This window comes from Mesorhizobium sp. ES1-3 (assembly GCF_020164795.1).
Lineage (GTDB): Bacteria > Pseudomonadota > Alphaproteobacteria > Rhizobiales > Rhizobiaceae > Mesorhizobium.
Window position 1 is genome coordinate 44396 of record NZ_JAIUGW010000003.1, and the last position, 20987, is coordinate 65382.

The window sequence follows — 20987 nt, forward strand, 5'->3', positions numbered from 1 at the left end:
TGGGGCCAAGCAGCTTCCGGAGGAATATCATGGGTCCCTTCCCGCACGACGCCCCGCCCGCCACGATCAGCAGGGACAATCCTGCCGGCACCGATGGTTTCGAGTTCGTGGAATTCGCGCATCCGGAGCCCAAGAAACTGGCCGAACTGTTCACCCGCATGGGTTATGTCGCGGTGGCCAGGCATCGCACCAAGAACATCACCGTCTGGCGCCAGGGCGACATCAACTACGTCGTCAATGCCGAGCCCGGCTCGCACGCGATGAAGTTCGCCGACAAACACGGCCCTTGCGCCGCCTCGATGGCCTGGCGGGTGGTCGATGCCAAACATGCCTTCGAGCATGCGGTGTCGAAGGGCGCCACGCCTTATGAAGGCGACGACAAGGCCCTCGACGTGCCGGCCATTGTGGGCATCGGCGGCTCGCTGCTCTATTTCATCGATGCCTACGGCAAGAAAGGCTCGGCCTATGACGCCGAGTTCGAGTGGCTGGGCGAACGCGACCCGCGGCCGCAGGGCGTCGGCTTCTATTACCTCGACCACCTGACCCACAATGTCTATCGCGGCCAGATGGACAAGTGGTGGGATTTCTACCGCAATCTGTTCGGTTTCAAGCAGATCCATTTCTTCGACATCGACGGCAAGATCACCGGCCTGGTCAGCCGCGCCATCACCTCGCCCTGCGGCAAGATCCGCATTCCGCTCAACGAATCCAAGGACGAGACCAGCCAGATCGCCGAATACCTGAAGAAGTATAATGGCGAAGGCATCCAGCACATCGCGGTGGGCACCGACGAGATCTACGCCGCCACCGACAAGCTCGCCGAGAATGGGCTGAAATTCATGCCCGGCCCGCCCGAGACCTATTACGAGATGTCATATGACCGCGTGAACGGCCATGACGAGCCGATCGAGCGGATGAAGAAGCACGGAATCCTGATCGACGGCGAAGGCGTGGTCGATGGCGGCATGACCAAGATCCTTCTGCAGATCTTTTCGAAGACCGTGATCGGGCCGATCTTCTTCGAGTTCATCCAGCGCAAGGGCGACGAAGGCTTCGGCGAAGGCAATTTCCGCGCGCTGTTCGAATCGATCGAGCAGGACCAGATCAAGCGCGGCGTGATCAAGGTTCAGGCTGCGGAATAGACCGGAGTTCTTGCGGCTCGACCGATTATGACCTAAATTCTAGTCATAAAGGGTCGAGCACATGAATGTTTCTATCGCCGAAGCCAAGGCCAAATTGTCCGAGCTCGTCAGCCGCGCGGAAGCAGGCGAGGAGATCGTACTTACGCGCCACGGCAAGGTCGCGGCGCGGATTGTACCTCCGGCGGTGGCCGAACCTCTGCCGCGTATCGGCGCATTGAAGGGGAAAATCTGGATTGCGGACGATTTTGACGAACTCGGCCCCGAATGGGACGAGTACGTGAAATGACGGTCGGCCCCTTTCTCGCCGACACACATATCATCCTCTGGTCGATTTCGGACGATCGACGTCTCAGCGAGCACCACCGCGCCATCTTGGCTTCGGAAGCGGTGGTGTTTGCGAGCGCGGCAAGCGTTTGGGAAATTGCCATCAAACGATCGATCGGAAAACTCAATGCGCCGGACGATCTGCCGACGCTGCTTCCAAGGATGCGATTTCAGCCGCTCGTCGTGACCTTGCAGCATGCGAATGCCATCAGCGGTCTACCCCACCACCATGGTGATCCGTTCGACAGATTGCTGATCGCGCAGGCACAAGTGGAAAACCTGACCATCCTTACATCCGACCCGCATTTTGCCCGTTATGATGTCGCTGTTGCGTGATTGGCCAAGCAGTTGGTCTCACAACCGAAGCCTCTCAACCTCCTCCTGCCTAACCTTGACGTCATAATCGAGCAGGAACTCGTCCAACTGCGGCGGCGAGACCGAGGTGCCCGAGAGCATCGCATGCACCTGGCCGCGATGATGGATGTCGTGCAGGAAGACGTGCGCCAGGATGTCGCCGATCTTTTCCGGGATCATGCCGTCCTCGCGCCGGTCAGTGATGACGCGGCGATCGAGATCGGTCTCCGACAGGCGCTGGCAGAAGGCGGTCAGCCGCCGGTCCGCCGCAAGCTGGGCGATGTAAAGCTCCGGCGCGGCATCGAAGGGCACGAAATCATCATGGGCAGCGGCACCGACGCCGCCTTCTTCGAGAAAATCGAGATAGAGCTGATCCACCGCGAGGACATGGTTGAGCGTTGCCTTGATCGACGGGAAAAAGCTGGTGCGCTCGGCCTCGAACTCACCAGGCTTAAGCGCAAGCACGGCGCGATAGAGCCGGTCGTTCGACCAGAGATTGTTCCCCGCCATGCGGCGCAGATGATCCAGAAGATTCATCGCCGAAAATCTGTATTAGCCTCTATCTCTCGTATTTCTCGACCTTCTGCTCGATGGCGCCGAAGATCGAATGCCCGGCCTTGTCCTTCATCTCGATGCGTACCGTGTCGCCGAAGCGCAGGAACGGCGTCTTTGGTTCGCCTGACACAATCGTCTCGATCATGCGCAGCTCGGCGATGCAGGAATAGCCGGCGCCCCCCGCCGAGACCGGCTTGCCCGGGCCGCCGTCGAGCTTGTTGGAAACCGTACCCGAGCCGATGATCGTGCCCGATACCAGCGGCCTTGTGCGGGCGGCGTGAGCGATCAGGGCCGGGAAATCGAAGGTCATGTCGATACCGGCATTGGCGCGACCGAACGGCTTGCCGTTGATGTCGGCGAGCAGCGGCAGGCTGACCTTGCCGCCATCCCAGGCGTCGCCCAGTTCATCCGGCGTTACCGCGACCGGAGAGAAGGCCGAGGACGGTTTCGACTGGAAGAAGCCGAACCCCTTGGCCAACTCCGACCCCGTGAGCGCGCGTAGCGTGACATCGTTGACCAGCATGACCAGCCGGATCGCGGCGCGCGCTTCATCGAGGCTGGACCCCATCGGCACATCGTCGACGATGACGGCGATTTCGGCCTCCATGTCGATGCCGAAGGCTTCATCCGCCATCCGGATCGGATCGCGCGGCGCAACGAAGGAGTCCGAGCCGCCCTGGTAGATCAGCGGGTCGGTCCAGAAGCTCGCCGGCATCTCGACGCCGCGCGCTTTTCGCACCAGTTCGACATGGTTCACATAGGCCGATCCGTCGGCCCATTGATAGGCGCGCGGCAGCGGCGAATGCGCGTCGTGCTCGTGGAAGCGAGCCGCCGGCATCGCTTTGTTCTCCAGCGATTCCGCGATCGTCGCGAGATGCGGCGAGATCCTGCGCCAGTCGTCGAGTGCCGCCTGCAGCGTGCGCGCCAGGAACGATGCGTCGGTGTACTGCGTCAGGTCGCGCGAAACGACGACGAGTTTTCCGTCGCGCGTTCCGTCCTTCAGCGTGGCAAGCTTCATGTGGTTCCCTCTCCTTGTGCAGCTTTCTCGCTGCTTAGTTCCACAACAAGGCCGTCACGGGCGATCGTCAAGTCGCCGGCCCATGTTTTCCTGACGGCGGCGATCCAGTCCGCCTCGCCGATCCCGGCATCATCGGCTGGAATGAGGTGATTGAGCACCAGCCTCTTGACGCCGGCATCGCTGGCGATGCGCCCGGCCTCCTCGGCAAAGCTGTGGCTGGCGAGCAGATGTTCCCTGAGCCGAGCGCCATTGCCGGTCCTGGCAACCAGCCGCTCGATGCCTTCTTCCAGCATGGCTTCATGGACGAGGATATCAGCGCCTTCGGCGAAGTCGGCCAGCGGCGGGAAGAAGGCTGTATCGGCCGAGAACACCACGCTGATTCCGTTATGCTCGAAGCGCAGGGCAAAACAGTCGGTCACCGGTGGATGGTCGACGCGTAGCGCCGTCACCTTCAGGCCGCGCTGCTCGACCACATGGCCTTCACCGAATTCGTCGACAGAAACCAACTCGCGAATATCGGGCCGGCCCTCATCGACGATGCGGATCTCGATGTCGAATTCCATCGCCTGACAAAAGCGCCGCCAGTAGTGGCCGACCCCAGGCGGGCCGAACACGGTGACCGGCGTCGCCAGGCCAGCTGTCCAGGCGGTGTGGATCAACGGTCCAAGCTCCAGCACATGGTCGGAATGGAGGTGCGTGATGAAGATCAGATCGAGCGCCTTCAGCCTGACGCCGGCATCGACCAGACCGCGCGTCACGCCAAGCCCGCAGTCGACGACGATCGCTCGCCCGCCGATCTCGAGCAGCGACGAACTCGGCCACGGTCCGCCCGGCCGCAGCGCCGGACCGCCTTTCGAGCCCAGCAGCACCAGCCGATCCGGCATTAGCTTGCCGCTCAAGACCAGTCGCCCTCGGGCGTGCCATTGAAGCGTTTCTTCAGGCCGGCCCAGCAATCGATGTAATTGTCCTGCCGGGTCTCGAGTTCGGCGCCGTAACGGGTCAGCATCTGCGGAAAGCGGGTCTCGAACATGAAGGCCATGGTGTTGTCGAGCTTGACCGGTTTCAGGTCCGCGCGCGAGGCCTTTTCGAAGCCAGGCGCATCCGGCCCATGGGCCAGCATCAAATTGTGCAGGCTGATGCCGCCGGGCACGAAGCCTTCTTCCTTGGCGTCGTACTGGCCATGGATCAGCCCCATGAACTCGCTCATGATGTTGCGGTGGTACCAAGGCGGCCGAAACGTATCTTCGGCCACCAGCCAGCGCGGCGGGAAGATGACGAAGTCGATATTGGCCGTGCCCTCCTCGCCGCTCGGCGCTGTCAGCACGGTGAAGATCGACGGATCCGGATGGTCGAACAGCAGCGCGCCGACCGGCGAAAAGGTCGCCAGATCATATTTGTAAGGCGCGTAGTTGCCGTGCCACGCCACCACGTCGAGCGGCGAATGCTCGATCTCGGTGATATGGAAATTGCCGCACCATTTCACGATCAGCCGGCAGGGCGTTTCCTTCTCCTCGAACCAGGCGCAGGGCGTCTTGAAGTCGCGCGGATTGGCCAGGCAATTGGCGCCTATCGGGCCGCGGTCCGGTAGCGTCAGCTTGGCGCCATAATTCTCGCAGACATAGCCGCGCACTTCCTTGTCTACCAGTTCGACCTTGAAGACGAGGCCGCGCGGCAGAACGGCGATTTCACCGGGCCGAAGCTCGATGACGCCCATCTCGGTGACCAAGCGCAAAGCGCCGACCTGCGGTACAACAAGCAATTCGCCGTCGGCATTGAAGAAATGGTCGTCGACCATCGATGTGTTGGCGGCATAGACATTGGCTGCCATGCCGGTCTGCCCAAGCACGTCGCCGGCTGTGGTGATGGTGCGCATACCCTGGATGAAATCGGTCGGCTCCTTCGGCATCGGCACCGGATTCCAGCGGTACTGGCCAAGCGCCAGCTCGTGATCGCCGACATTGGGCGCGGACTTCCACAGGAGGTAGCTCGCGGCCTTGAACCGGCCCGTGTGCTTGACGCTTGGCCGGATGCGATAGAGCCAAGAGCGCTCATTGGTGCCGCGCGGCGCGGTGAAAGGCGAACCGGAAAGCTGTTCGGCATAGAGGCCGTAGGCCGGCCGCTGTGGCGAGTTCCGTCCCTGCGGCAAGGAACCTGGCAGCGTCTCAGTTTCAAAGTCGTTGCCGAAGCCCGGCATGTAGGAAAAGGTCATCGCTTCCTCCCGGAATAGAGCCAATTGACCAAACTGGTTTCATTTGTAACCATCGAAAATGTAACTATCAACCTTCCGTTTTTTCCGGATGCGGACAATGGACATTCTCGAACTCGAAAGCTTCCTGCCCTACCGGCTCTACCGTCTCGCCGATGCCGTCAGCCGCGAATTCTCGAAGGTCTATAAGGACCGCCACGGCCTGACCCGGCCCGAATGGCGCACGTTATCGGGATTGGGACAGCGCGGCACGATGAGCGCCACGGAACTCGGCGAACAGTCGGCCATGCACAAGACCAAAGTTTCGCGGGCGGTGGCCGAGTTGGAACGGCGGCGCTGGCTGGTGCGAACGGCCGACGAGAACGACCGTCGCGTCGAGCACCTGGCCCTGACCAAGGCAGGGCTTGCGGCCTATCGCGAGATGGTGCCGCTGGCGAAGGCGTTTGAGCGGGAATTGCTAGCGAAGCTAAGCAACGGTGAGCAGGTGGCAATCAAGACCGCTTTGGCTGCATTGGAAGGTCGATCGGAATAAGCCGGAATGGATTCGAAACTACCCCGTCGAACGATTAAACACCCAGTCTTCAGCAAAGAATTCGATCGTTTCGTCCCGAAAATAGAACAGGAATTGTCGCGATTTAGGTCTATCTGGCGACAGAACCTCCCAATCGTCATCGCCGACTGGACGGCTGTCGCCGATCACCTCGTAGAACTCACCCCATTCTGGAGCGTGCTTGCTGTAAAGGCCTTCCCCGGCGAACCAAGCATGGTCGTTTGTGGAGTCCCATCGCCAGCGACTGCAACCGATAAAACGAAGAATCCCTTTCTCTCCCATGCCGGCATCATAAGCCCATGGATTCAACAGAAAGGTAAGCTGAACCGTGTCGCCCTCGACGGTTAGCCTTATTTCGGGAGCGTTAGGTTCTGCGTTCCAGTCCAGGTTCAGGTGTCGGAAAGATAAGTCGCTCACCAATCCATCACCACCTTGCCCGAACTGCCGCTCCTCATCGCATCGAACCCAACCTGGAAATCATCGATTCCGATGCGATGCGTGATCAGGCCGGTTACATCGAGCGGGCCCTGCACCAGGGCGATCATCTTGTACCAAGTCTCGAACATTTCGCGGCCATAGATGCCCTTCAAGTGCAGCATCTTGAAGATGACCTTGTTCCAGTCGATCTCGAAGCCGGTCGGCGCTATGCCGAGGATCGCGATCTTGCCGCCATTGTTCATGGTGTCGATCATGTCGCGGAAGGCGGGTGCGGCGCCCGACATTTCCAGCCCGACGTCAAACCCCTCGGTCATGCCGAGCGCCGGCATGACTTCGCGCAGCTTTTCCTTCGAGGCATCGACGACATGCTGGACGCCGAGCTTTTTCGCCAGCGCCAGCCGCACCGGATTGATGTCGGTGATGACCACCTTGCGCGCGCCGACGCACTGCGCCACCAGCGCACCCATGATGCCGATCGGCCCGGCGCCGGTGACCAGCACATCCTCTCCGACCAGATCGAAGGACAACGCCGTGTGGACGGCATTGCCAAGGGGATCGAAGATCGCCGCGATCTCGTCCGGCACGTCGTCGGGTATCGGCACCACATTGTGCTGCGGGATCGCCAGATATTCGCCGAAAGCGCCTGGCCGGTTGACGCCGACACCGAGCGTGTTGCGGCACAGATGCCCTCGCCCAGCGCGGCAGTTGCGGCAGTGACCGCAGACGATGTGCCCCTCGCCCGACACGCGCTGGCCGACCTTGTATTCGGTGACCGCGGCACCAAAGTCGGCGACCGTGCCGACGAATTCATGGCCGGTGACCATCGGCACCGGCACGGTCTTCTGCGCCCACTGGTCCCAATTGTAGATATGCACGTCGGTGCCGCAGATCGCCGTCTTCTTGACCTTGATCAGCACGTCGTTGGGGCCGATCTCCGGCACCGGCACCTCTTCCATCCAGATGCCCGGCTCGGCCTTGGCCTTCACCAGCGCCTTCATCATGTTCGACATTCTTTTGTCCCTTGAATCTCTTGATCCGGAATCGCTTTTCGACGCTCAGGAAATCACGCCCAATTCCTTGCCGACCGCGCCAAAGGCCTCCACCGCGCGGTCGATATCGGCGCTGGAATGCGCCGCCGACATCTGGGTGCGGATGCGCGCCTGGCCTTTCGGCACGACCGGGAATGAAAAGCCGATGACATAGATGCCGCGCTTCAGCATGCGCGCGGCCATCTCCTGCGCCAGCGTCGCATCACCGAGCATCACGGGTATGATCGGATGGTCGGCCCCGGCCAGCGTGAAACCAAGCTTGCCCATCTGGGATCGGAACCTCGCCGCATTGGCATATAGGCGCTCGCGCAAGGCACCACCATTGCGGATCAGCTCGAACACCTTGATCGAGGCGCCGGCGATCGCCGGCATCAGCGTGTTGGAAAAGAGATACGGCCTCGAGCGCTGGCGCAGCCAGTCGACGACCTGACTTTTGCCAGAGGTGTAACCGCCGGAAGCGCCGCCGAGCGCCTTGCCGAGCGTGCCGGTGATGATGTCGACCCTGCCCTCGACGCCGCAATGCTCGGCCGAACCGCGGCCGTTTGCGCCGACGAAACCGACCGCATGGCTGTCGTCGACCATGACCATGGCATCGTATTTCTCGGCCAGATCACAGACACCCCTGAGATTGGCGATGATGCCGTCCATCGAAAACACGCCATCGGTGGCGATCAGCCGGAAGCGGCAATCCTTCGCTTCCTTCAATCGCGCCTCGAGATCGGCCATGTCGTTGTTGGCGTAGCGGAAGCGTTTGGCCTTCGACAGCCTGACACCATCGATGATCGAGGCGTGGTTCAGCGCATCCGAGATGACTGCGTCTTCCTCACCGAGCAGCGTCTCGAACAGGCCGCCATTGGCGTCGAAGCAGGAGCCGTAGAGGATTGTGTCTTCCAGGCCGAGGAAGGATGAAATCGTCGCCTCGAGCTGCTTGTGCTCTTCCTGCGTGCCGCAGATGAAGCGCACCGAGGCCATGCCGTAGCCGTAGCGATCGAGCGCCTGCGTGGCCGCCGCGCGCAAGTCCGCGCTATCGGCGAGGCCGAGATAGTTGTTGGCGCAGAAATTCAATACCTTCTCGCCGCCGACCTCGATTTCGGCCGACTGCATCGAGGAAATCACCCGCTCGGACTTGTAGAGGCCGGTGGATTTCAGTCCTGCAAGCTCGCTGTCGATATGGGAGAGAAATGCTGCGGTCATGGTCAGGCCTCGTTTGACGTGGGCAGACTGTCGTCCGGCCCGCGCAAAAAATCCATCGCAAAAGCGACCGGATCGGGTGGCCGGGCAGCATCAACCGAGACGCCATGGACATTGCCCAGGTCACCCGGGAACGCATGGACTGACGAATGCTCAAATGCGGGCTTGCCGCGAAAGAACCCGATAACCATTTCGCGACCTTTCCGCGCCTCCCCCTTGCCGGCCGGCCGTCGACTTCCGGTCCCGTTAACGTTTGCAGTTCAATGGTGCTACAGAAATCCGTTGGCGAGAGGACCGCCCCCGAACATGTCTCAGCAGCCGGTGCAAACCGTTTCAGGCAAGCTTATACTGCTGATCAAGGCTGGCTACTGGCTGGCGCTGCTGATCATTGCCGCCATGGTGGCGGCCTCCTTCGTGCTGCTGCAGCAGACGATGGCCACCCAGCAGCACAACAACAAGCTGCTCGACATCGTCGGTACGCAGAAGACCTTGTCGCAGCGCATCGTTTTCCTTGCCAGCGCAACGGGCGCCGCCTCGCGCGACAAGCAGCCGGCGCTGGTCAGCGCGCTGAAGCAGGCCACGGCTGAGTTCGAGACAAGTTATGATCAGCTGCTCAAGCAGACAGGCGCGGATCCGCAATCGCCTGCCAAGCTCGATCCGAAGTCGATCGAGAGCGTGCTTTTCGCCAAGCCCTTCCATCTCGACTATTTCTCGGTTGGCCTGATCGCCAATGGTGACCGGCTGGTCTCGGCCTTTGAATCGCAACTCAACCAGCTCGACAATGGCGGCTACAAGGGCGGCGCGGAACGAGTCAACCTCGATGCCTCGGTGGCCAATGCCGCGCTGTCGGGCTATGCAGCGCTCGGCCAGCGGATCAGCGCCGATGCCGACGAGCGCTCCGAAAAGCTTCTCACCCTCCACCGCACGCTGTTCTACGCCACCCTCGGCGTCATCCTGCTGGTGGCGCTGTTCATTTTCAGGCCGATGTCCAACGCGATCCTGCGCAAGACCCGTGAACTGGTCGACGCTCGCAATTCGATGGCGTTCATCGCAGTGCATGACGGTCTGACCGGCCTGCACAACCGCACCTTCCTGACCGACCATTTCGAGACGCTGATCAAGGGCGCGCATCGCCGGCGCGAGCGCCTGGCCGTTGTCCAGCTCGACCTCGACCGCTTCAAGCAGATCAACGATACGCTGGGCCACGCCGCCGGCGACTATGTCCTGGTCGTGACCGCACAGCGCATGCGCGATTCCTGTCGGGCGTCGGATCTATGCGCGCGGCTCGGTGGCGACGAATTCGTGATGATCCTCAACGGCGCCGGCAGCACCGAGGACATCAACATGCTGGCGCGGCGCATCCTGGTGCACATCAACGAGCCCATCGTGTTCCAGGGCACCACCATTCTTCCGGGCGCCAGCGGCGGCATCGCGGTCTATCCGATCGATGCCGACAATGCGCAAGACCTGCTGGTCCATGCCGATCTGGCGCTTTACTCCGCCAAGAAAATGGGGGGCGGCAACTTCTCGTTCTTCTCGGAGGAACTGCGCCGCGAACTCGACTACCGCAAGCAGCTCGAACACGACATCAAGGTCGCCATTTCCGAAAAGGCGTTCCAGGCCTATTTCCAGCCGCAGGTCTCCCTGACCCATGGCACCATCAGCGGTATCGAAGCGCTGGTGCGATGGAACCACCCCGAGCGCGGCATGATCTCTCCGGGCGAGTTCATTCCGGTCGCCGAGAAATGCGGCTTCATGCCTGAGATCGGCCGCATCGTGATCAGCAAGGCGATCAACGAGGCTGCGGAATGGAACCGTGCCGGGATTGCCTTCGGACGGCTTGCCGTCAATGTCTCGGGCACCGAGCTGCGCGAGCATGATTTCGATGCGTTTCTGTTCGAGACGCTGGAGAAGGCCGGACTGCCGCCGCAGAAGCTGTCGTTGGAAATCGTCGAATCCGTCATTCTCGACGACGAGAAGACAGGCATCGCGGCCAAGCTGCGGCACATAAGGGCGTCCGGCGTCCATCTGGAACTCGATGATTTCGGCACCGGCTATGCCTCGCTCAGCCACGTCAATCCCAACGAGATCGATCGGCTCAAGATCGACCGTCGCTTCGTCCAGAACATCCACGAGAATGGCGACAATTCCAAGATCGTGCGCGCCATCACCGAACTTGCCCGGGGGCTGGGCATCTCCATCGTCGCCGAGGGCGCCGAAACCGAGGCGGAACTCGACTCGCTCATGGCGATCGGCTGCGACCAGGTGCAAGGCTATTCCATCGCCTTTCCGATGCCGCATGACAAGGCGCTGGAATGGCTGACCGCCCGCATGCCGAAGAAAGCCAGGCTGACAGTATTGCAGGGAAGTCTGGCGTAGGTAGCCCGGCCTGGCTCGGCACTCCTAGCTCTCCACATTGTTCCGTAACGCCGCCAGTACCTGTGCGAATTCCGCCAGACGCTCGTCGGACAGTCCTGTGCGAAGCCGCTTGTCGAAGACAAGTGCCGCTTGCCGCAGCGTCTCGAACAGCGCTTCTCCCGCGCCCGTCAATTCGACCAGATGAACCCGGCGGTTGACGGGATCGCGCCGCCGCGTCAGCAGGCCCTGCGCCTCCATCGCATTGAGGTGATGGGTCAGCGTCGCGCCCTGGATGCCGATCATGCCGGCGAGTGCGCGTTGATTGGCAAGCTCGCTCGACTTGACCGACAGCAGCGTGAGCCAGACCGGCAAGGTGCCGCCTGCTTCAACCAAGGCAGCGTCGAAGGCCTGGGCAACACGCTTGGCGGTGCGGCCGAGATTCATGCCGACCGGCGGGCGTTCAAACGGTGTCATGATCTGACAGTAGGGCAAGCAGTGGCAACGTGAAACTCGGCTTCATGATTGACATCTAACCGTTAGATATCTAACTTTGTCTTATTGATGGCATCGCGACATGGTTGCGGCGCGCAGGCGGCGGGCGAATGAGAGGAATGCGATCATGCAATATGTCTATATCGTCGTCATCGGCCTGCACGTCATGGCCGGCGTCTTCTGGGCTGGCACGACCATCGCGGTTGCCCGCGATCCGGACATCCGAGCAGAGCGGTTCTTCCGGCCTCAAATGGGCGCGGCCGTTTTGGCTTTCCTGACCGGTTTGCTGCTCTGGTATTTCTTCCATGAGGGTGCTTTCGGCCCGATGGAGAAGGTACTGGCGCTCGGCATTTTGACGGCGCTGATCGCCGCCGGCGTGCAAGGCGCGCTTGTGGGCTCCGCCAGCAGGCAGCTTGCCGACGCCGATGCCGCGACCCAAACGGAGCTGCGCGCGAAAATGACCCGGGGCGAACGCATCGCCGGCGGGCTTCTGGTCATCACCGTGCTTTGCATGGCGACCGCCAAGATGTTTTAGAATCGCACGGCCGGTGAAAGCCGATCATGCGCGGCGCGCAACCGACCAGAGCGGCAGGTGGCTCTCCTTGCAAAGGCCGTTGCGCGCCACCTGATCGTGATCAAATCCTGATCCCGAACCTGATCCCGTCATAGATGGCAGCGTGGATGTTGCGGGAGGCGACCGCATCGCCGATGCGGAACAACACGAAGCCGCCTTCGGGGTTGCGTGGTGGAAAAATGTCGCCTCCATTGACCAGACGTTCGTAGTCGACCGCGCCACCGTTCTTCGACAACGGCTTCAGCGAAAGATACAGATCGTCGAGCGGCGCGGTGCCGTGCTCGACCACCACCTGATCGACGCGCCGCTCCCCGCGCCAGCCATCGGCGAAGTCCGAAGCGAGTTCCGCGATCAGTTGATTGCCCTCGCGCCGCACCGAGCGCAGGCGCGTGTTGATTGTGACGGTGACGCCTTTTTCGTGGAAGGCCCTGACATAGGGTACGTGGTTCATGCCGCCCATTTCGGGCGCGAAGAAACGTTCCGGCGAAACCAGTTCCAGCTTCGAGCCGCTGTTGGCGATCAGTTCAGCCGCGCCCATGCCCTGATGGCCGCCATTGTCGTCATAGAGCAGCACGTTTTCGGCCGGCTTGACGCTGCCGGCCATGATGTCCCAGCTCGAGGTGACGAGATTGTCGCCGGAGGCCAGCGGTGGGTTCTGCGGCAGGCCGCCGGTGGCGACGACCACCACATCAGGCGCCAGGGCCAGGACATCGTCCTGCTCGGCCCAGGTGTCGTAGCGGATCTCGACGCCGAGCCGGTCGAGTTCGGCCAGACGCCAGTCGATGATGCCGATCAATTCCTTGCGGCGCGGATTCTGGGTCGCCAGACGGACCTGGCCGCCCGCTTGTGATGAGGCTTCGAGGATCGTCACCTGATGGCCGCGCTCGGCCGCGACCCGCGCCGCCTCCAGTCCGCCGGCGCCGGCGCCGACGACCACGACTTTACGCTTAGGCCCTTCCGTCTTGACGATGATATGCGGAATATCGGCCTCGCGGCCGGTCGCCGCATTGTGGACGCACAGTGCCTCGCCGCCCTCGTAGATGCGGTCGAGACAATAGGTTGCGCCGACGCAGGGGCGGATTTCGTGCTCGCGGCCCTCCATCACTTTCTTGATGATGTGCGGATCGGCGATGTGGGCGCGCGTCATGCCGACCATGTCGAGCTTGCCGGTGGCGATCGCATGGCGTGCGGTGGCGACGTCGGAAATGCGCGCCGCGTGGAAGGTCGGGAATTTCGTCGCCGCCCTCACCTCGCCCACGAAATCGAGATGCGGCGAGGACCGCATGCCGGTCACCGGGATGACCTTGGTCAGTGCCGCGTCGGTCTCGATCGAGCCACGGATGATGTTGAGGAAGTCGACCTTGCCGGAGTTTGCGAGCCGCCTGGCGATCTCGATGCCCTCCTCCTTCGACAGGCCTTTTTCGAAATCCTCGTCGGCGACCATGCGGATGCCGACGACGAATTTCTCACCGACCGCGGCCCGCACCGCATCGAGCACCATATTGGTGAAGCGCAGGCGATTGTCGAGCGAACCGCCATACTCGTCCTCGCGATGATTGGTGGCAGGCGACCAGAAGCCGTCCATCAGATGGCCGTAGGATTCGAACTCGATGCCGTCTAGGCCGGCCGCCTGGCAGCGCTGCGCGGCCGACGCATAGTCGGCGACGATGCGCTCGATATCCCATTCCTCTATGGTCTTGGGGAAAGCACGATGCGCCGGCTCGCGCACCGGCGAAGCCGACAGCACCGGCAGCCAGTCGGCCTTGTTCCAGCCGGTGCGGCGGCCAAGATGGGTGATCTGGATCATCACCTTGCAGTCATGCTCGTGGCAGGCGTCAGTGAGTTCGGCCAGCCACGGCACGATGCGGTCGTCATAGATATGCAGATTGCCGAAGGCGGCCGGGCTGTCGCGCGAAACGATGGCCGAGCCCGCGGTCATGGTCAGCGCCATGCCGCCCTTGGCCTTTTCGGCATGATAGAGCCGATAGCGCTCCTTCGGCATGCCGTCCTCCGAATAGGCCGGCTCGTGGCTGGTCGACATCACCCGGTTCTTCAGCGTCAAATGCTTGAGCTGGTAGGGTTGGAGAAGCGGGTCGTTGCTGATCATCGTCTTCCTGCCGTTTTAATTTGTGTTAATGAGCGGCAAATCCAAGGAAAACCGCTTATGATCGATACCAAAACCCTCACCCAGCTCGGCACCCACGTCGAGACGCCACAGAGCCCCGAAGCTGCGGTCCTGGAAACCGTGCCGTTTTCGCGCGGCGACGGACCGCCGGCGATCGTGCGCTTTACCTGCCCGGAATTCACCTCGCTCTGTCCGGTGACCGGACAGCCGGATTTCGCCCATATCGTCATCGACTACGCCCCCGATGCCGCCCTGGTGGAATCGAAGTCGCTCAAGTTGTTCATGACCTCGTTTCGCAACCATGGCGCTTTCCATGAAGACTGCACCGTGATGATCGGACGGCGCATCGTGGCCGCGACCAAGCCGCTTTGGTTGCGCATAGGCGGCTATTGGTATCCGCGCGGCGGCATTCCGATCGACGTGTTCTGGCAGACCGGCGCTCCGCCCGAAGGCGCCTGGCTGCCGGACACTGGCGTTGCGCCCTATCGCGGGCGCGGCTAGTTCGGTCGTCATTCGCACTGATACTGGCTGAGCGCCCATTCGCCGGTCACCGACAAAAGATCCGATATCTTCCATTCACCGCCGACCTTCTTGAACTTCCATTCGAGGCGATGCGGGTTGCCGGCGACGACGAAGGCGACGATGACCTTGGCCTGATCGCCGTTGATCGCCTCGAGCGTCTTCAGGCTCTTGTCGATCTCGGCCTTGTCGTAGTCGGCATTGTCGAGCGCCATGTTGGGGTCCAGGCATTCGCCCTGCCCGGATTTGCGCAAGGCGTCGCTCTTGTCGAGCACGGTTTTGGCCGGGTCGATGAAATGGCCGCGCTGGGCCGGATCGACCTCCAGGCCGACCTGATCGTAAAACGGCCGCACGACCGCTGTCGGCGATCCCGGCTGGATGGGGGCGGCAGGCCCGCTGGGCGGCGATGCGACGGGTGGCGTCGCCGGCTCCGCGGCTCCGCCAGGCGCGGTCGCCGGCGGCGTCCCGCTGTCATCGGGCGCGGTCCCGGCCGGAGCATTTGCCGGCGGGGCGCCCAACAGGCCCTGAGCGGCTGCGCAGTTCAAGCCAGCCGCCAGCAGGCACATGGCCGACAATAGCAGGAACGCGCGGCCGGCCATTGCTTCACTCCGGATCTTGGCCCGCCATGCATTCGAGTTGGCTCAGCGTCCAGTCGCTGGTCTTCGATGCAATGTCCGATATCTTCCACTTGCCGTCGACCTTCTTCAGCGACCAGTGCATTTCGCGCTGCGAATCGTCTCCTCCTTCCGGAAAAAGGCTGAAGTTCGCCACCACTTGCGCCGTGTCGCCATCCACCGTCTCGGACAGCTTCAGAGTCTTGGAAAGGGTCTTCTGGTCGAAATCCTGCGCGTCGAGGCCGGGGTCGAAGTCGATACAGGCGACCTGGTCCGGATTCTTCTTGGTCGCCTGGTCGTTGAGGTCGAACAGTTTCGTCACCGGCGCGGTGAAGCGATCGCGATAATGCGCGTCGGCCTCGAACTTGACCTGCGGAACATAGAAGAACTTCACGGCGTCGGACGCCGGACCGGCCAGGGCGGCGGCTGGTGCGGCAATCGACAGGATGGCAGCGAGCAGCAGTTTCATGGATTTCCCCGAATGTTTGGCTGCGGAAAGCAATCAATACCACGCATCGTGCATATCGGCTTTTTTGCGGCTCATGAAGCCTTCGAGTGGCTCGTCTACTTGCATAGATCACATCCAACGATCCTTAGTCTCCGAAAGTGGCAATCGGCGCGTTGAGTTGGGAGCGTTCAGGCTTGACACCGAGCCCTGGGACCTGCGGGACGCGTATATGCCCGTTCTCGATCACGATCGGGTTTACGGGATCCGTATGCCCTTCGATGTATTCCTGCGCGATCCAGGCTCCCTCGAAACGTCTCGGCTCGACGGTGGCGGCGAGGTGGACGCATGCCGCGGCGATGACGTCTCCGCCCCAGGCGTCGTCGCAGCTGTGCGGGAGAGATCGTATCGCACACAGGTCGCGGACCGTGGCCATCTTGGTAAGGCCGCCAAGGCGGGTGACCTTCAATCCAAATCCGTCCGCAATACCTGACGAAACCGCCCGCAGCACCGCATTCAAATCCTCGGTATTCTCATCGAGATAGATCGGATGGGTAACGCGTCCCTTGAGACCAGCGACTTCCTCCATGGTGTTGCAAGGCTGTTCGAACACGAACGGGATTGCCTGGCAAAGCCGATCGATGTGCAGTGCCGCGGCAGCGGTCAGGCCGCGATTGGCGTCGACGGCTATCCGGGCCTTGAAGCCAACCGCCTCCCATACTTTGTGCACAGTGGCGACGTCTTGTTCGAGATCCCGCCCGCCGATCTTGATCTGAAGCCGTGGATATCCGGCATTGACCTTGTCGGCGGCAATACGCGCGGTCTCGTCCGGAGCACCGACGATGGTCGAGTAGTAGGACGGCACGCGATCGGTGAGCGCACCGCCGAGAAGTGTTGAAACAGGGACGCCCAGCCGTTGGCCGGCGAGGTCTAGGAGGGCTATATCCAAGGCTGCCTTGGCATAGTTGTGACCGTTCAGCCGTTCGTCCATTTTTTTGGCGAGGCGGCGCATGGACGCCGTGTCCTCGCCGACGAGTCCAGGCGCTATTTCAGCAATTGCCGCTCTTGCGCCAAGAGCATGCTGGGGCTGGTAAACAGGGCCGATCGGGCAAGTCTCGCCCCAGCCTGATAGTCCATCCTCGGTGGTCACTTCAACCAGCGTGCTGTCCAAGTTCTGCACGGTATCGCTGGCCATCCGGTAGGCACCGCCTTTGACAGGCAGAAGCACCTTATAGACTTTGATTGACTTGATACGCATTCAGACATTAGCCCCGTTCATGCCTTGCCCGGTCTGGCGCCTTTCGCAATCGTCAAAGATCAAGCGCCACCTTGCGCCCGTCATGGATGGCAAATGCCGCCTGTCTGGAGGCGGTACAGTCGCCGATGGAGGTATGCATAATTCCGCGCTTTTCGAGCTCGATGGACAGGCTGTCCTGGGCCATGCTGGTGGCGGCGAAGACCAGCGCATCGGCTTCGATCTCCTGCTCGGTTCCGTCGAGCAGCGAAGCGATCCTGGCCACCCTGCCATCCCAATGAACGACGGCGCTCTCGGTCACAAACCGCACGCGCAGTTTGGCGAGCGCCCGGCGCAGCGGCGCGTCGACGGCCATTCGCTGAAGCTCTTTGCCAACCAGGGCGTCCGGTGTCACGAGCGTCACATTGTGACCGTCCTCGGCGAGTTTCCAGGCGGTGCCGCACCCTTTCCAATTCCCGCCATCGTCCAGCAACAGAACATTTTTTCCCGGCCTCGCCTCACGGGCCATCACCGCCTCGGCCGAGAGCACCGGCCCGCCGCCCGGAATGCTGCCCCAGTGCGGCAAGGCCCGCTGGAAAGCGCCGTCCGGCGGCATCGAGCCGGTCGCGACGATGACATGATCCGCGCCTTCGCGCTCGACATCGTCGGCTTCGACATACTGCCCGTAGCGGATGTCGACCTGAAGCTGGCCGAGCTGGCGCTCGTACCAGTCGATCAGGTCCAGAATCTGGGCACGGCGCGGCTGCAGTCCGGCAAGACGGAACTGCCCGCCGAGGCGGTCGGATGCTTCGGCCAGTGTCACGCGATGACCGCGCTCGGCCGCGGCGCGCGCCGCTTCGAGACCGGCCGGCCCGCCGCCGACGACCAGCACGCGCTTCGGCTGTGCGGCCGAAGCGAAGCGATCACCGCCCCACTCCCATTCCCGCCCCGCGGAAGGATTGATGACGCAGCTGATCCAATAGTCGCGGCTGCGCCGGCCCCAGCACATCTGGTTGCAGGACAGGCAGCCGCGAATGTCTTGCGGCCGTCCGGCGGCAGCCTTTGCAGCCAGATGCGGATCGGCGATCTGCCCGCGCACGATGGAAACGAGGTCGGCGCGACCTTCGCTCAACACGCTCTCGGCGTTTTCGGGCGTGCGGATATGGCTCTCGGCGGTGATCAACGCATGACGCACGGTGGATTTGAGCACGGACGCCAGGTCGGCACCAAGCTTCTCCGGATAAACAAAGGTCGGCATGATCTTGTAGAAGTCGAAGTAGGAGCCCGTTCCGCAAGTCACATAGTCCATCAAGGCGTCGCGGTCGTGGAGGTCGATTATCTCGGCCAGCGCTTCGCGCTTCAGCGCCACTTCGACTTCGGGCTCATCGTTGATCGCAAGACCGATGATGAAATCATCGCCGCATTCCCGGCGAATCCTGGTCATCACCTCACGGCTCATCCGAGTGCGGTTTTCAAGGCTGCCGCCCCATCGGTCGTCCCGGCGGTTCGACCAGGGTGTCCAGAACTGGTCCAGCATCGAATGGTACGCCGCCCAGACCTCGACGCCGTCGAAACCGGCCTCGCGGCAACGGCGCGCCGCCTGGACAAAGCCGTCGATCGTCTCTTCAATCTCGGCTTCGAACATCCGATGCGAACCGTCAGAATCGTGGTAGCTCGGCAGGCCCGAAGGCGACCAACCGGCATGAAACGAGTTGTCCGCGTCAGCGTGCTGACCGACATGGTAGAGCTGCTGGATGGCGATGGCGCCGTTGCCGCGGATTGCGTCAGTTACTTTGCGAAAATGTGGAACCACGCGGTCATCGGAAGGGCTGAAATTGCCTCGGGTAAGCACGGCGGCCTGGTGCACGGGCATCGGCTCGACCACGATCATGCCGGCGCCGCCGATGGCGCGTTCCGCGTAGTAGCCGACATGCCGCGCGGTCGGCAGCCCCTCTACCGCCATATTGGCGGTATGGGCTCCGAACACGATCCTGTTGCGTAACGTCTTGCCGCGCAACATTGCCGGCTCGAACAGACGCTTGAAGACCCGTTCAGACATGCACCCTCTCTCCTTTAACGTGCGACCGGCACCTCAGAGAGGTGCCGGTCGCAGCTTTTTGGCGGTCTTGGGGAGTTAGGCATCCAGCCAGACGTTCTGGAGATCTATTTCATAGGTCTGGTGCATGCCGTAGTTCTTCACCTTCTTGTTCATGTGGCAGTAGAGCTTCTGCCAGAACGGCTGGATGATGACGCCGGAGTCCTGCAGGATCTGCTCGACATCCTTCATGACCTCCTTGCGCTTGGCGACATCACTCAGGGCCAGCGCCTGCTTGAGCTTGGCATCGAATTCCGGATTGGAATAGGCCGTCTCATTCCAGGCCTCGCCCGTACGATAGCCGAGCGCCAGCACCTGCACACCGAGCGGGCGCATGTACCAGATCGTCATGGAATAGGGATATTTCGTCCAGTCGTTCCAGAAGGTCGAGCCAGGCAGAACGGTACGCTTCACCTTTATACCGGCTTCACGCAACTGGCCGGCGATCGCGTCGCCGGTGTTCTTCTGCCATTCGTCCTCGACGGTGATCAGTTCATGCTCGAAGTTGGCCTGTCCAGCGTCGGCCATCAGCTTCTTGGCGCCCGCCACGTCCCGCGTCTTCTTGGGCAACGGATAGTATTCCGGATGGATCGGGCTGACATGGTGGTTTTCGCCCACCGTACCGCGGCCATTGTAGCCGAGTTGCAGGACGGCGTTGTTGTCGACAGCCATTTGCAGGGCGTTACGGACCCGCTGATCGTCGTAGGGCTTGTGCGTGATGTTGGTGCGGGCAACCAGCGTGGTCGCCGTCGCGACTTCCGATTTCACGAGGTTCATCTTGTCGAGGATGTCGATGAAATCGGCCGGCGTTTCGAAATCGACGTCGATCTCGCCTGAGTCGAAAGCGCTCACCGTGGCGTTGAAATCGGTGCCGTAGTCGATGAATTCGGCACCGTCGAGCGGCGCCTCGCCACCCCACCACTTGCCGTTCTCGCGGCGCTTGACGACCGCCTTTGTCCCGACAGCGTAGGACACCAGTTCAAAAGCTCCGGTACCGACCGGTTTCTTGATCGGGTCGGCCCCCTCCTTGTCGAAGTCGCGATGCACGACGAGCGCCGGATAGTCGGTGAAATTCGGGATGATCGAGATGTCGGGTTCGGAAAGCTTCAGCTTCACTGTGTGGTCGTCGACCTTGGTGATGGCGCCGTCCTTCGCCTTGCCGGTCTTGGCGTCGATCAGCGCGCCGACGCGTGCCGCCATGGAATTGCCGGAGGCGCCCTTCTCGCACCAGCGGTTCAGATTGACGATCACGTCGTCGGCGTTGAAAGCATCGCCATTGTTCCAGGTGACGCCCTTGCGCAGGTGCAGTGTATATTCGGTGGCGTCGTCGTTGATGTCCCAGCTTTCCAGCAGCACCGGCTCGAAAGTGAACTGGCGGGTATAGCGAACCAGCGGCTCCAGCCAAGCGCGGGTGACGTTTGCCATCTCTGTCCAGTCATAGGTGCGCGGATCCTTCTGCGCCTTGACCGACATCGCGACATGCAGCGTTCCGCCCTTCTTCGGCTCATCGGCAAGAGCCTTTGTCGGAACCGCGAGCCCGATCATGCCATAGGCAACAGCCGTTGAAGCGCCGAAGGCGCTCGCCAGCGCCAGGAACTCGCGTCGGTCCATGCGGCCAGCGCGGGCCTCTTCGGCCATCGCCTCGATGGCGGCCGGGACGCGATCGCCGTTGCTTCTAAAAATCGTCATTTTTCTTTCTCCCAT

At 62.0% G+C, this 20987-nt stretch carries 22 protein-coding genes; 7 read left to right on the forward strand and 15 right to left on the reverse strand.

The annotated features are described in order from the left end of the window. Nucleotides 1-29: 29 nt before the first annotated feature. From hppD to LB536_RS05430, 3 genes are all read left to right on the forward strand, one after another. On the forward strand, nt 30-1142 hold the full coding sequence (gene hppD / locus LB536_RS05420; RefSeq protein WP_224590392.1) for a 4-hydroxyphenylpyruvate dioxygenase: 1113 nt from the start codon (nt 30-32) through the stop codon (nt 1140-1142). Between the two features lie 61 nt (nt 1143-1203). Further along, entirely contained in the window at nt 1204-1428 is a 225-nt protein-coding gene (locus LB536_RS05425) for a type II toxin-antitoxin system Phd/YefM family antitoxin (protein ID WP_023780515.1), read from the forward strand. Beyond that, on the forward strand, nt 1425-1802 hold the full coding sequence (locus tag LB536_RS05430; protein WP_224590393.1) for a type II toxin-antitoxin system VapC family toxin: 378 nt from the start codon (nt 1425-1427) through the stop codon (nt 1800-1802). The genes LB536_RS05425 and LB536_RS05430 overlap by 4 nt, the downstream gene beginning before the upstream one ends. Before the next feature lie 18 nt (nt 1803-1820). Here the strand turns inward: LB536_RS05430 and LB536_RS05435 are convergent, their stop codons facing one another. The 4 genes from LB536_RS05435 to hmgA are packed head-to-tail and all read right to left on the reverse strand — an operon-like array spanning nt 1821 to nt 5602. Then, on the reverse strand, nt 1821-2357 hold the full coding sequence (locus tag LB536_RS05435) for a DinB family protein (RefSeq protein WP_224590394.1): 537 nt from the start codon (nt 2355-2357) through the stop codon (nt 1821-1823). A 22-nt stretch (nt 2358-2379) separates the two neighbouring features. Beyond that, entirely contained in the window at nt 2380-3393 is a 1014-nt protein-coding gene (locus LB536_RS05440) for a fumarylacetoacetate hydrolase family protein (RefSeq protein WP_224590395.1), read from the reverse strand. Then, the gene (locus LB536_RS05445; RefSeq protein WP_224590624.1) at nt 3390-4277 is read right to left on the reverse strand and encodes an MBL fold metallo-hydrolase; all 888 of its coding nucleotides are present in this window, start codon (nt 4275-4277) and stop codon (nt 3390-3392) included. The genes LB536_RS05440 and LB536_RS05445 overlap by 4 nt, the downstream gene beginning before the upstream one ends. A gap of 11 nt (nt 4278-4288) precedes the next feature. Beyond that, complete coding sequence (gene hmgA, locus LB536_RS05450; RefSeq protein WP_224590396.1) at nt 4289-5602, reverse strand: homogentisate 1,2-dioxygenase; 1314 nt, start codon at nt 5600-5602, stop codon at nt 4289-4291. A gap of 97 nt (nt 5603-5699) precedes the next feature. On the opposite strand from hmgA, the gene LB536_RS05455 reads away from it, so the two are divergent. Continuing rightward, a complete protein-coding gene (locus tag LB536_RS05455; protein ID WP_224590397.1) occupies nt 5700-6131 on the forward strand; it encodes a MarR family winged helix-turn-helix transcriptional regulator in 432 nt (143 codons plus the stop codon). An 18-nt stretch (nt 6132-6149) separates the two neighbouring features. Here LB536_RS05455 and LB536_RS05460 read toward each other — a convergent pair whose 3' ends face one another. From LB536_RS05460 to LB536_RS05475, 4 genes are read right to left on the reverse strand one after another with little or no spacing between them, the layout of a single operon-like run. Further along, nucleotides 6150-6566, reverse strand: a complete 417-nt coding sequence (locus LB536_RS05460) for a hypothetical protein (protein ID WP_224590398.1) — start codon at nt 6564-6566, stop codon at nt 6150-6152. After that, a complete protein-coding gene (gene tdh, locus LB536_RS05465; RefSeq protein WP_224590399.1) occupies nt 6563-7597 on the reverse strand; it encodes an L-threonine 3-dehydrogenase in 1035 nt (344 codons plus the stop codon). The genes LB536_RS05460 and tdh overlap by 4 nt, the downstream gene beginning before the upstream one ends. Before the next feature lie 45 nt (nt 7598-7642). Beyond that, complete coding sequence (locus LB536_RS05470; protein ID WP_224590400.1) at nt 7643-8830, reverse strand: glycine C-acetyltransferase; 1188 nt, start codon at nt 8828-8830, stop codon at nt 7643-7645. A gap of 2 nt (nt 8831-8832) precedes the next feature. Continuing rightward, nucleotides 8833-9018, reverse strand: coding sequence for a hypothetical protein (locus LB536_RS05475; RefSeq protein ID WP_140809033.1), 186 nt, complete (start codon nt 9016-9018; stop codon nt 8833-8835). A 115-nt stretch (nt 9019-9133) separates the two neighbouring features. On the opposite strand from LB536_RS05475, the gene LB536_RS05480 reads away from it, so the two are divergent. Then, on the forward strand, nt 9134-11206 hold the full coding sequence (locus tag LB536_RS05480; RefSeq protein ID WP_224590401.1) for a putative bifunctional diguanylate cyclase/phosphodiesterase: 2073 nt from the start codon (nt 9134-9136) through the stop codon (nt 11204-11206). Nucleotides 11207-11230: 24 nt separating this feature from the next. On the opposite strand, the gene LB536_RS05485 is transcribed toward LB536_RS05480, so the two are convergent. Beyond that, the gene (locus LB536_RS05485) at nt 11231-11659 is read right to left on the reverse strand and encodes a MarR family winged helix-turn-helix transcriptional regulator (RefSeq protein WP_224590402.1); all 429 of its coding nucleotides are present in this window, start codon (nt 11657-11659) and stop codon (nt 11231-11233) included. Nucleotides 11660-11804: 145 nt separating this feature from the next. On the opposite strand from LB536_RS05485, the gene LB536_RS05490 reads away from it, so the two are divergent. Next, a complete protein-coding gene (locus LB536_RS05490; protein ID WP_140755611.1) occupies nt 11805-12212 on the forward strand; it encodes a hypothetical protein in 408 nt (135 codons plus the stop codon). Nucleotides 12213-12312: 100 nt separating this feature from the next. Here the strand turns inward: LB536_RS05490 and LB536_RS05495 are convergent, their stop codons facing one another. Beyond that, the gene (locus LB536_RS05495) at nt 12313-14358 is read right to left on the reverse strand and encodes an FAD-dependent oxidoreductase (protein ID WP_224590403.1); all 2046 of its coding nucleotides are present in this window, start codon (nt 14356-14358) and stop codon (nt 12313-12315) included. A 57-nt stretch (nt 14359-14415) separates the two neighbouring features. On the opposite strand from LB536_RS05495, the gene queF reads away from it, so the two are divergent. Further along, the gene (gene queF, locus LB536_RS05500; protein WP_063171865.1) at nt 14416-14877 is read left to right on the forward strand and encodes a preQ(1) synthase; all 462 of its coding nucleotides are present in this window, start codon (nt 14416-14418) and stop codon (nt 14875-14877) included. Nucleotides 14878-14885: 8 nt separating this feature from the next. Here queF and LB536_RS05505 read toward each other — a convergent pair whose 3' ends face one another. The 5 genes from LB536_RS05505 to LB536_RS05525 all read right to left on the reverse strand — a co-directional run bounded on the left by LB536_RS05505 (nt 14886) and on the right by LB536_RS05525 (nt 20972). Beyond that, complete coding sequence (locus LB536_RS05505) at nt 14886-15494, reverse strand: hypothetical protein (protein WP_224590404.1); 609 nt, start codon at nt 15492-15494, stop codon at nt 14886-14888. Between the two features lie 4 nt (nt 15495-15498). Next, nucleotides 15499-15978 carry a DUF3828 domain-containing protein gene (locus LB536_RS05510; RefSeq protein ID WP_140755615.1) on the reverse strand — a complete coding sequence of 160 codons (480 nt, stop codon included), beginning with the start codon at nt 15976-15978 and terminating at the stop codon, nt 15499-15501. 124 nt (nt 15979-16102) lie between these two features. Then, on the reverse strand, nt 16103-17212 hold the full coding sequence (locus tag LB536_RS05515; RefSeq protein ID WP_224590405.1) for a mandelate racemase/muconate lactonizing enzyme family protein: 1110 nt from the start codon (nt 17210-17212) through the stop codon (nt 16103-16105). Nucleotides 17213-17264: 52 nt separating this feature from the next. Further along, complete coding sequence (locus LB536_RS05520) at nt 17265-19247, reverse strand: FAD-dependent oxidoreductase (protein WP_224590406.1); 1983 nt, start codon at nt 19245-19247, stop codon at nt 17265-17267. A 75-nt stretch (nt 19248-19322) separates the two neighbouring features. Next, nucleotides 19323-20972 (reverse strand): ABC transporter substrate-binding protein, encoded by a 1650-nt coding sequence (locus LB536_RS05525; protein ID WP_224590407.1) that lies wholly within the window; start codon nt 20970-20972, stop codon nt 19323-19325. Nucleotides 20973-20987: the final 15 nt, after the last annotated feature.

What these genes read in the sequence shown, in the direction of transcription:
- hppD (WP_224590392.1), top strand. Translation starts at nt 30, where the DNA reads ATGGGTCCCTTCCCGCACGACGCCCCGCCCGCCACGATCAGCAGGGAC.
- LB536_RS05425 (WP_023780515.1), top strand. Translation starts at nt 1,204, where the DNA reads ATGAATGTTTCTATCGCCGAAGCCAAGGCCAAATTGTCCGAGCTCGTC.
- LB536_RS05430 (WP_224590393.1), top strand. Translation starts at nt 1,425, where the DNA reads ATGACGGTCGGCCCCTTTCTCGCCGACACACATATCATCCTCTGGTCG.
- LB536_RS05435 (WP_224590394.1), bottom strand. Translation starts at nt 2,357, where the DNA reads ATGAATCTTCTGGATCATCTGCGCCGCATGGCGGGGAACAATCTCTGG.
- LB536_RS05440 (WP_224590395.1), bottom strand. Translation starts at nt 3,393, where the DNA reads ATGAAGCTTGCCACGCTGAAGGACGGAACGCGCGACGGAAAACTCGTC.
- LB536_RS05445 (WP_224590624.1), bottom strand. Translation starts at nt 4,277, where the DNA reads ATGCCGGATCGGCTGGTGCTGCTGGGCTCGAAAGGCGGTCCGGCGCTG.
- hmgA (WP_224590396.1), bottom strand. Translation starts at nt 5,602, where the DNA reads ATGACCTTTTCCTACATGCCGGGCTTCGGCAACGACTTTGAAACTGAG.
- LB536_RS05455 (WP_224590397.1), top strand. Translation starts at nt 5,700, where the DNA reads ATGGACATTCTCGAACTCGAAAGCTTCCTGCCCTACCGGCTCTACCGT.
- tdh (WP_224590399.1), bottom strand. Translation starts at nt 7,597, where the DNA reads ATGTCGAACATGATGAAGGCGCTGGTGAAGGCCAAGGCCGAGCCGGGC.
- LB536_RS05470 (WP_224590400.1), bottom strand. Translation starts at nt 8,830, where the DNA reads ATGACCGCAGCATTTCTCTCCCATATCGACAGCGAGCTTGCAGGACTG.
- LB536_RS05475 (WP_140809033.1), bottom strand. Translation starts at nt 9,018, where the DNA reads ATGGTTATCGGGTTCTTTCGCGGCAAGCCCGCATTTGAGCATTCGTCA.
- LB536_RS05480 (WP_224590401.1), top strand. Translation starts at nt 9,134, where the DNA reads ATGTCTCAGCAGCCGGTGCAAACCGTTTCAGGCAAGCTTATACTGCTG.
- LB536_RS05485 (WP_224590402.1), bottom strand. Translation starts at nt 11,659, where the DNA reads ATGACACCGTTTGAACGCCCGCCGGTCGGCATGAATCTCGGCCGCACC.
- LB536_RS05490 (WP_140755611.1), top strand. Translation starts at nt 11,805, where the DNA reads ATGCAATATGTCTATATCGTCGTCATCGGCCTGCACGTCATGGCCGGC.
- LB536_RS05495 (WP_224590403.1), bottom strand. Translation starts at nt 14,358, where the DNA reads ATGATCAGCAACGACCCGCTTCTCCAACCCTACCAGCTCAAGCATTTG.
- queF (WP_063171865.1), top strand. Translation starts at nt 14,416, where the DNA reads ATGATCGATACCAAAACCCTCACCCAGCTCGGCACCCACGTCGAGACG.
- LB536_RS05505 (WP_224590404.1), bottom strand. Translation starts at nt 15,494, where the DNA reads ATGGCCGGCCGCGCGTTCCTGCTATTGTCGGCCATGTGCCTGCTGGCG.
- LB536_RS05510 (WP_140755615.1), bottom strand. Translation starts at nt 15,978, where the DNA reads ATGAAACTGCTGCTCGCTGCCATCCTGTCGATTGCCGCACCAGCCGCC.
- LB536_RS05515 (WP_224590405.1), bottom strand. Translation starts at nt 17,212, where the DNA reads ATGCGTATCAAGTCAATCAAAGTCTATAAGGTGCTTCTGCCTGTCAAA.
- LB536_RS05520 (WP_224590406.1), bottom strand. Translation starts at nt 19,247, where the DNA reads ATGTCTGAACGGGTCTTCAAGCGTCTGTTCGAGCCGGCAATGTTGCGC.
- LB536_RS05525 (WP_224590407.1), bottom strand. Translation starts at nt 20,972, where the DNA reads ATGACGATTTTTAGAAGCAACGGCGATCGCGTCCCGGCCGCCATCGAG.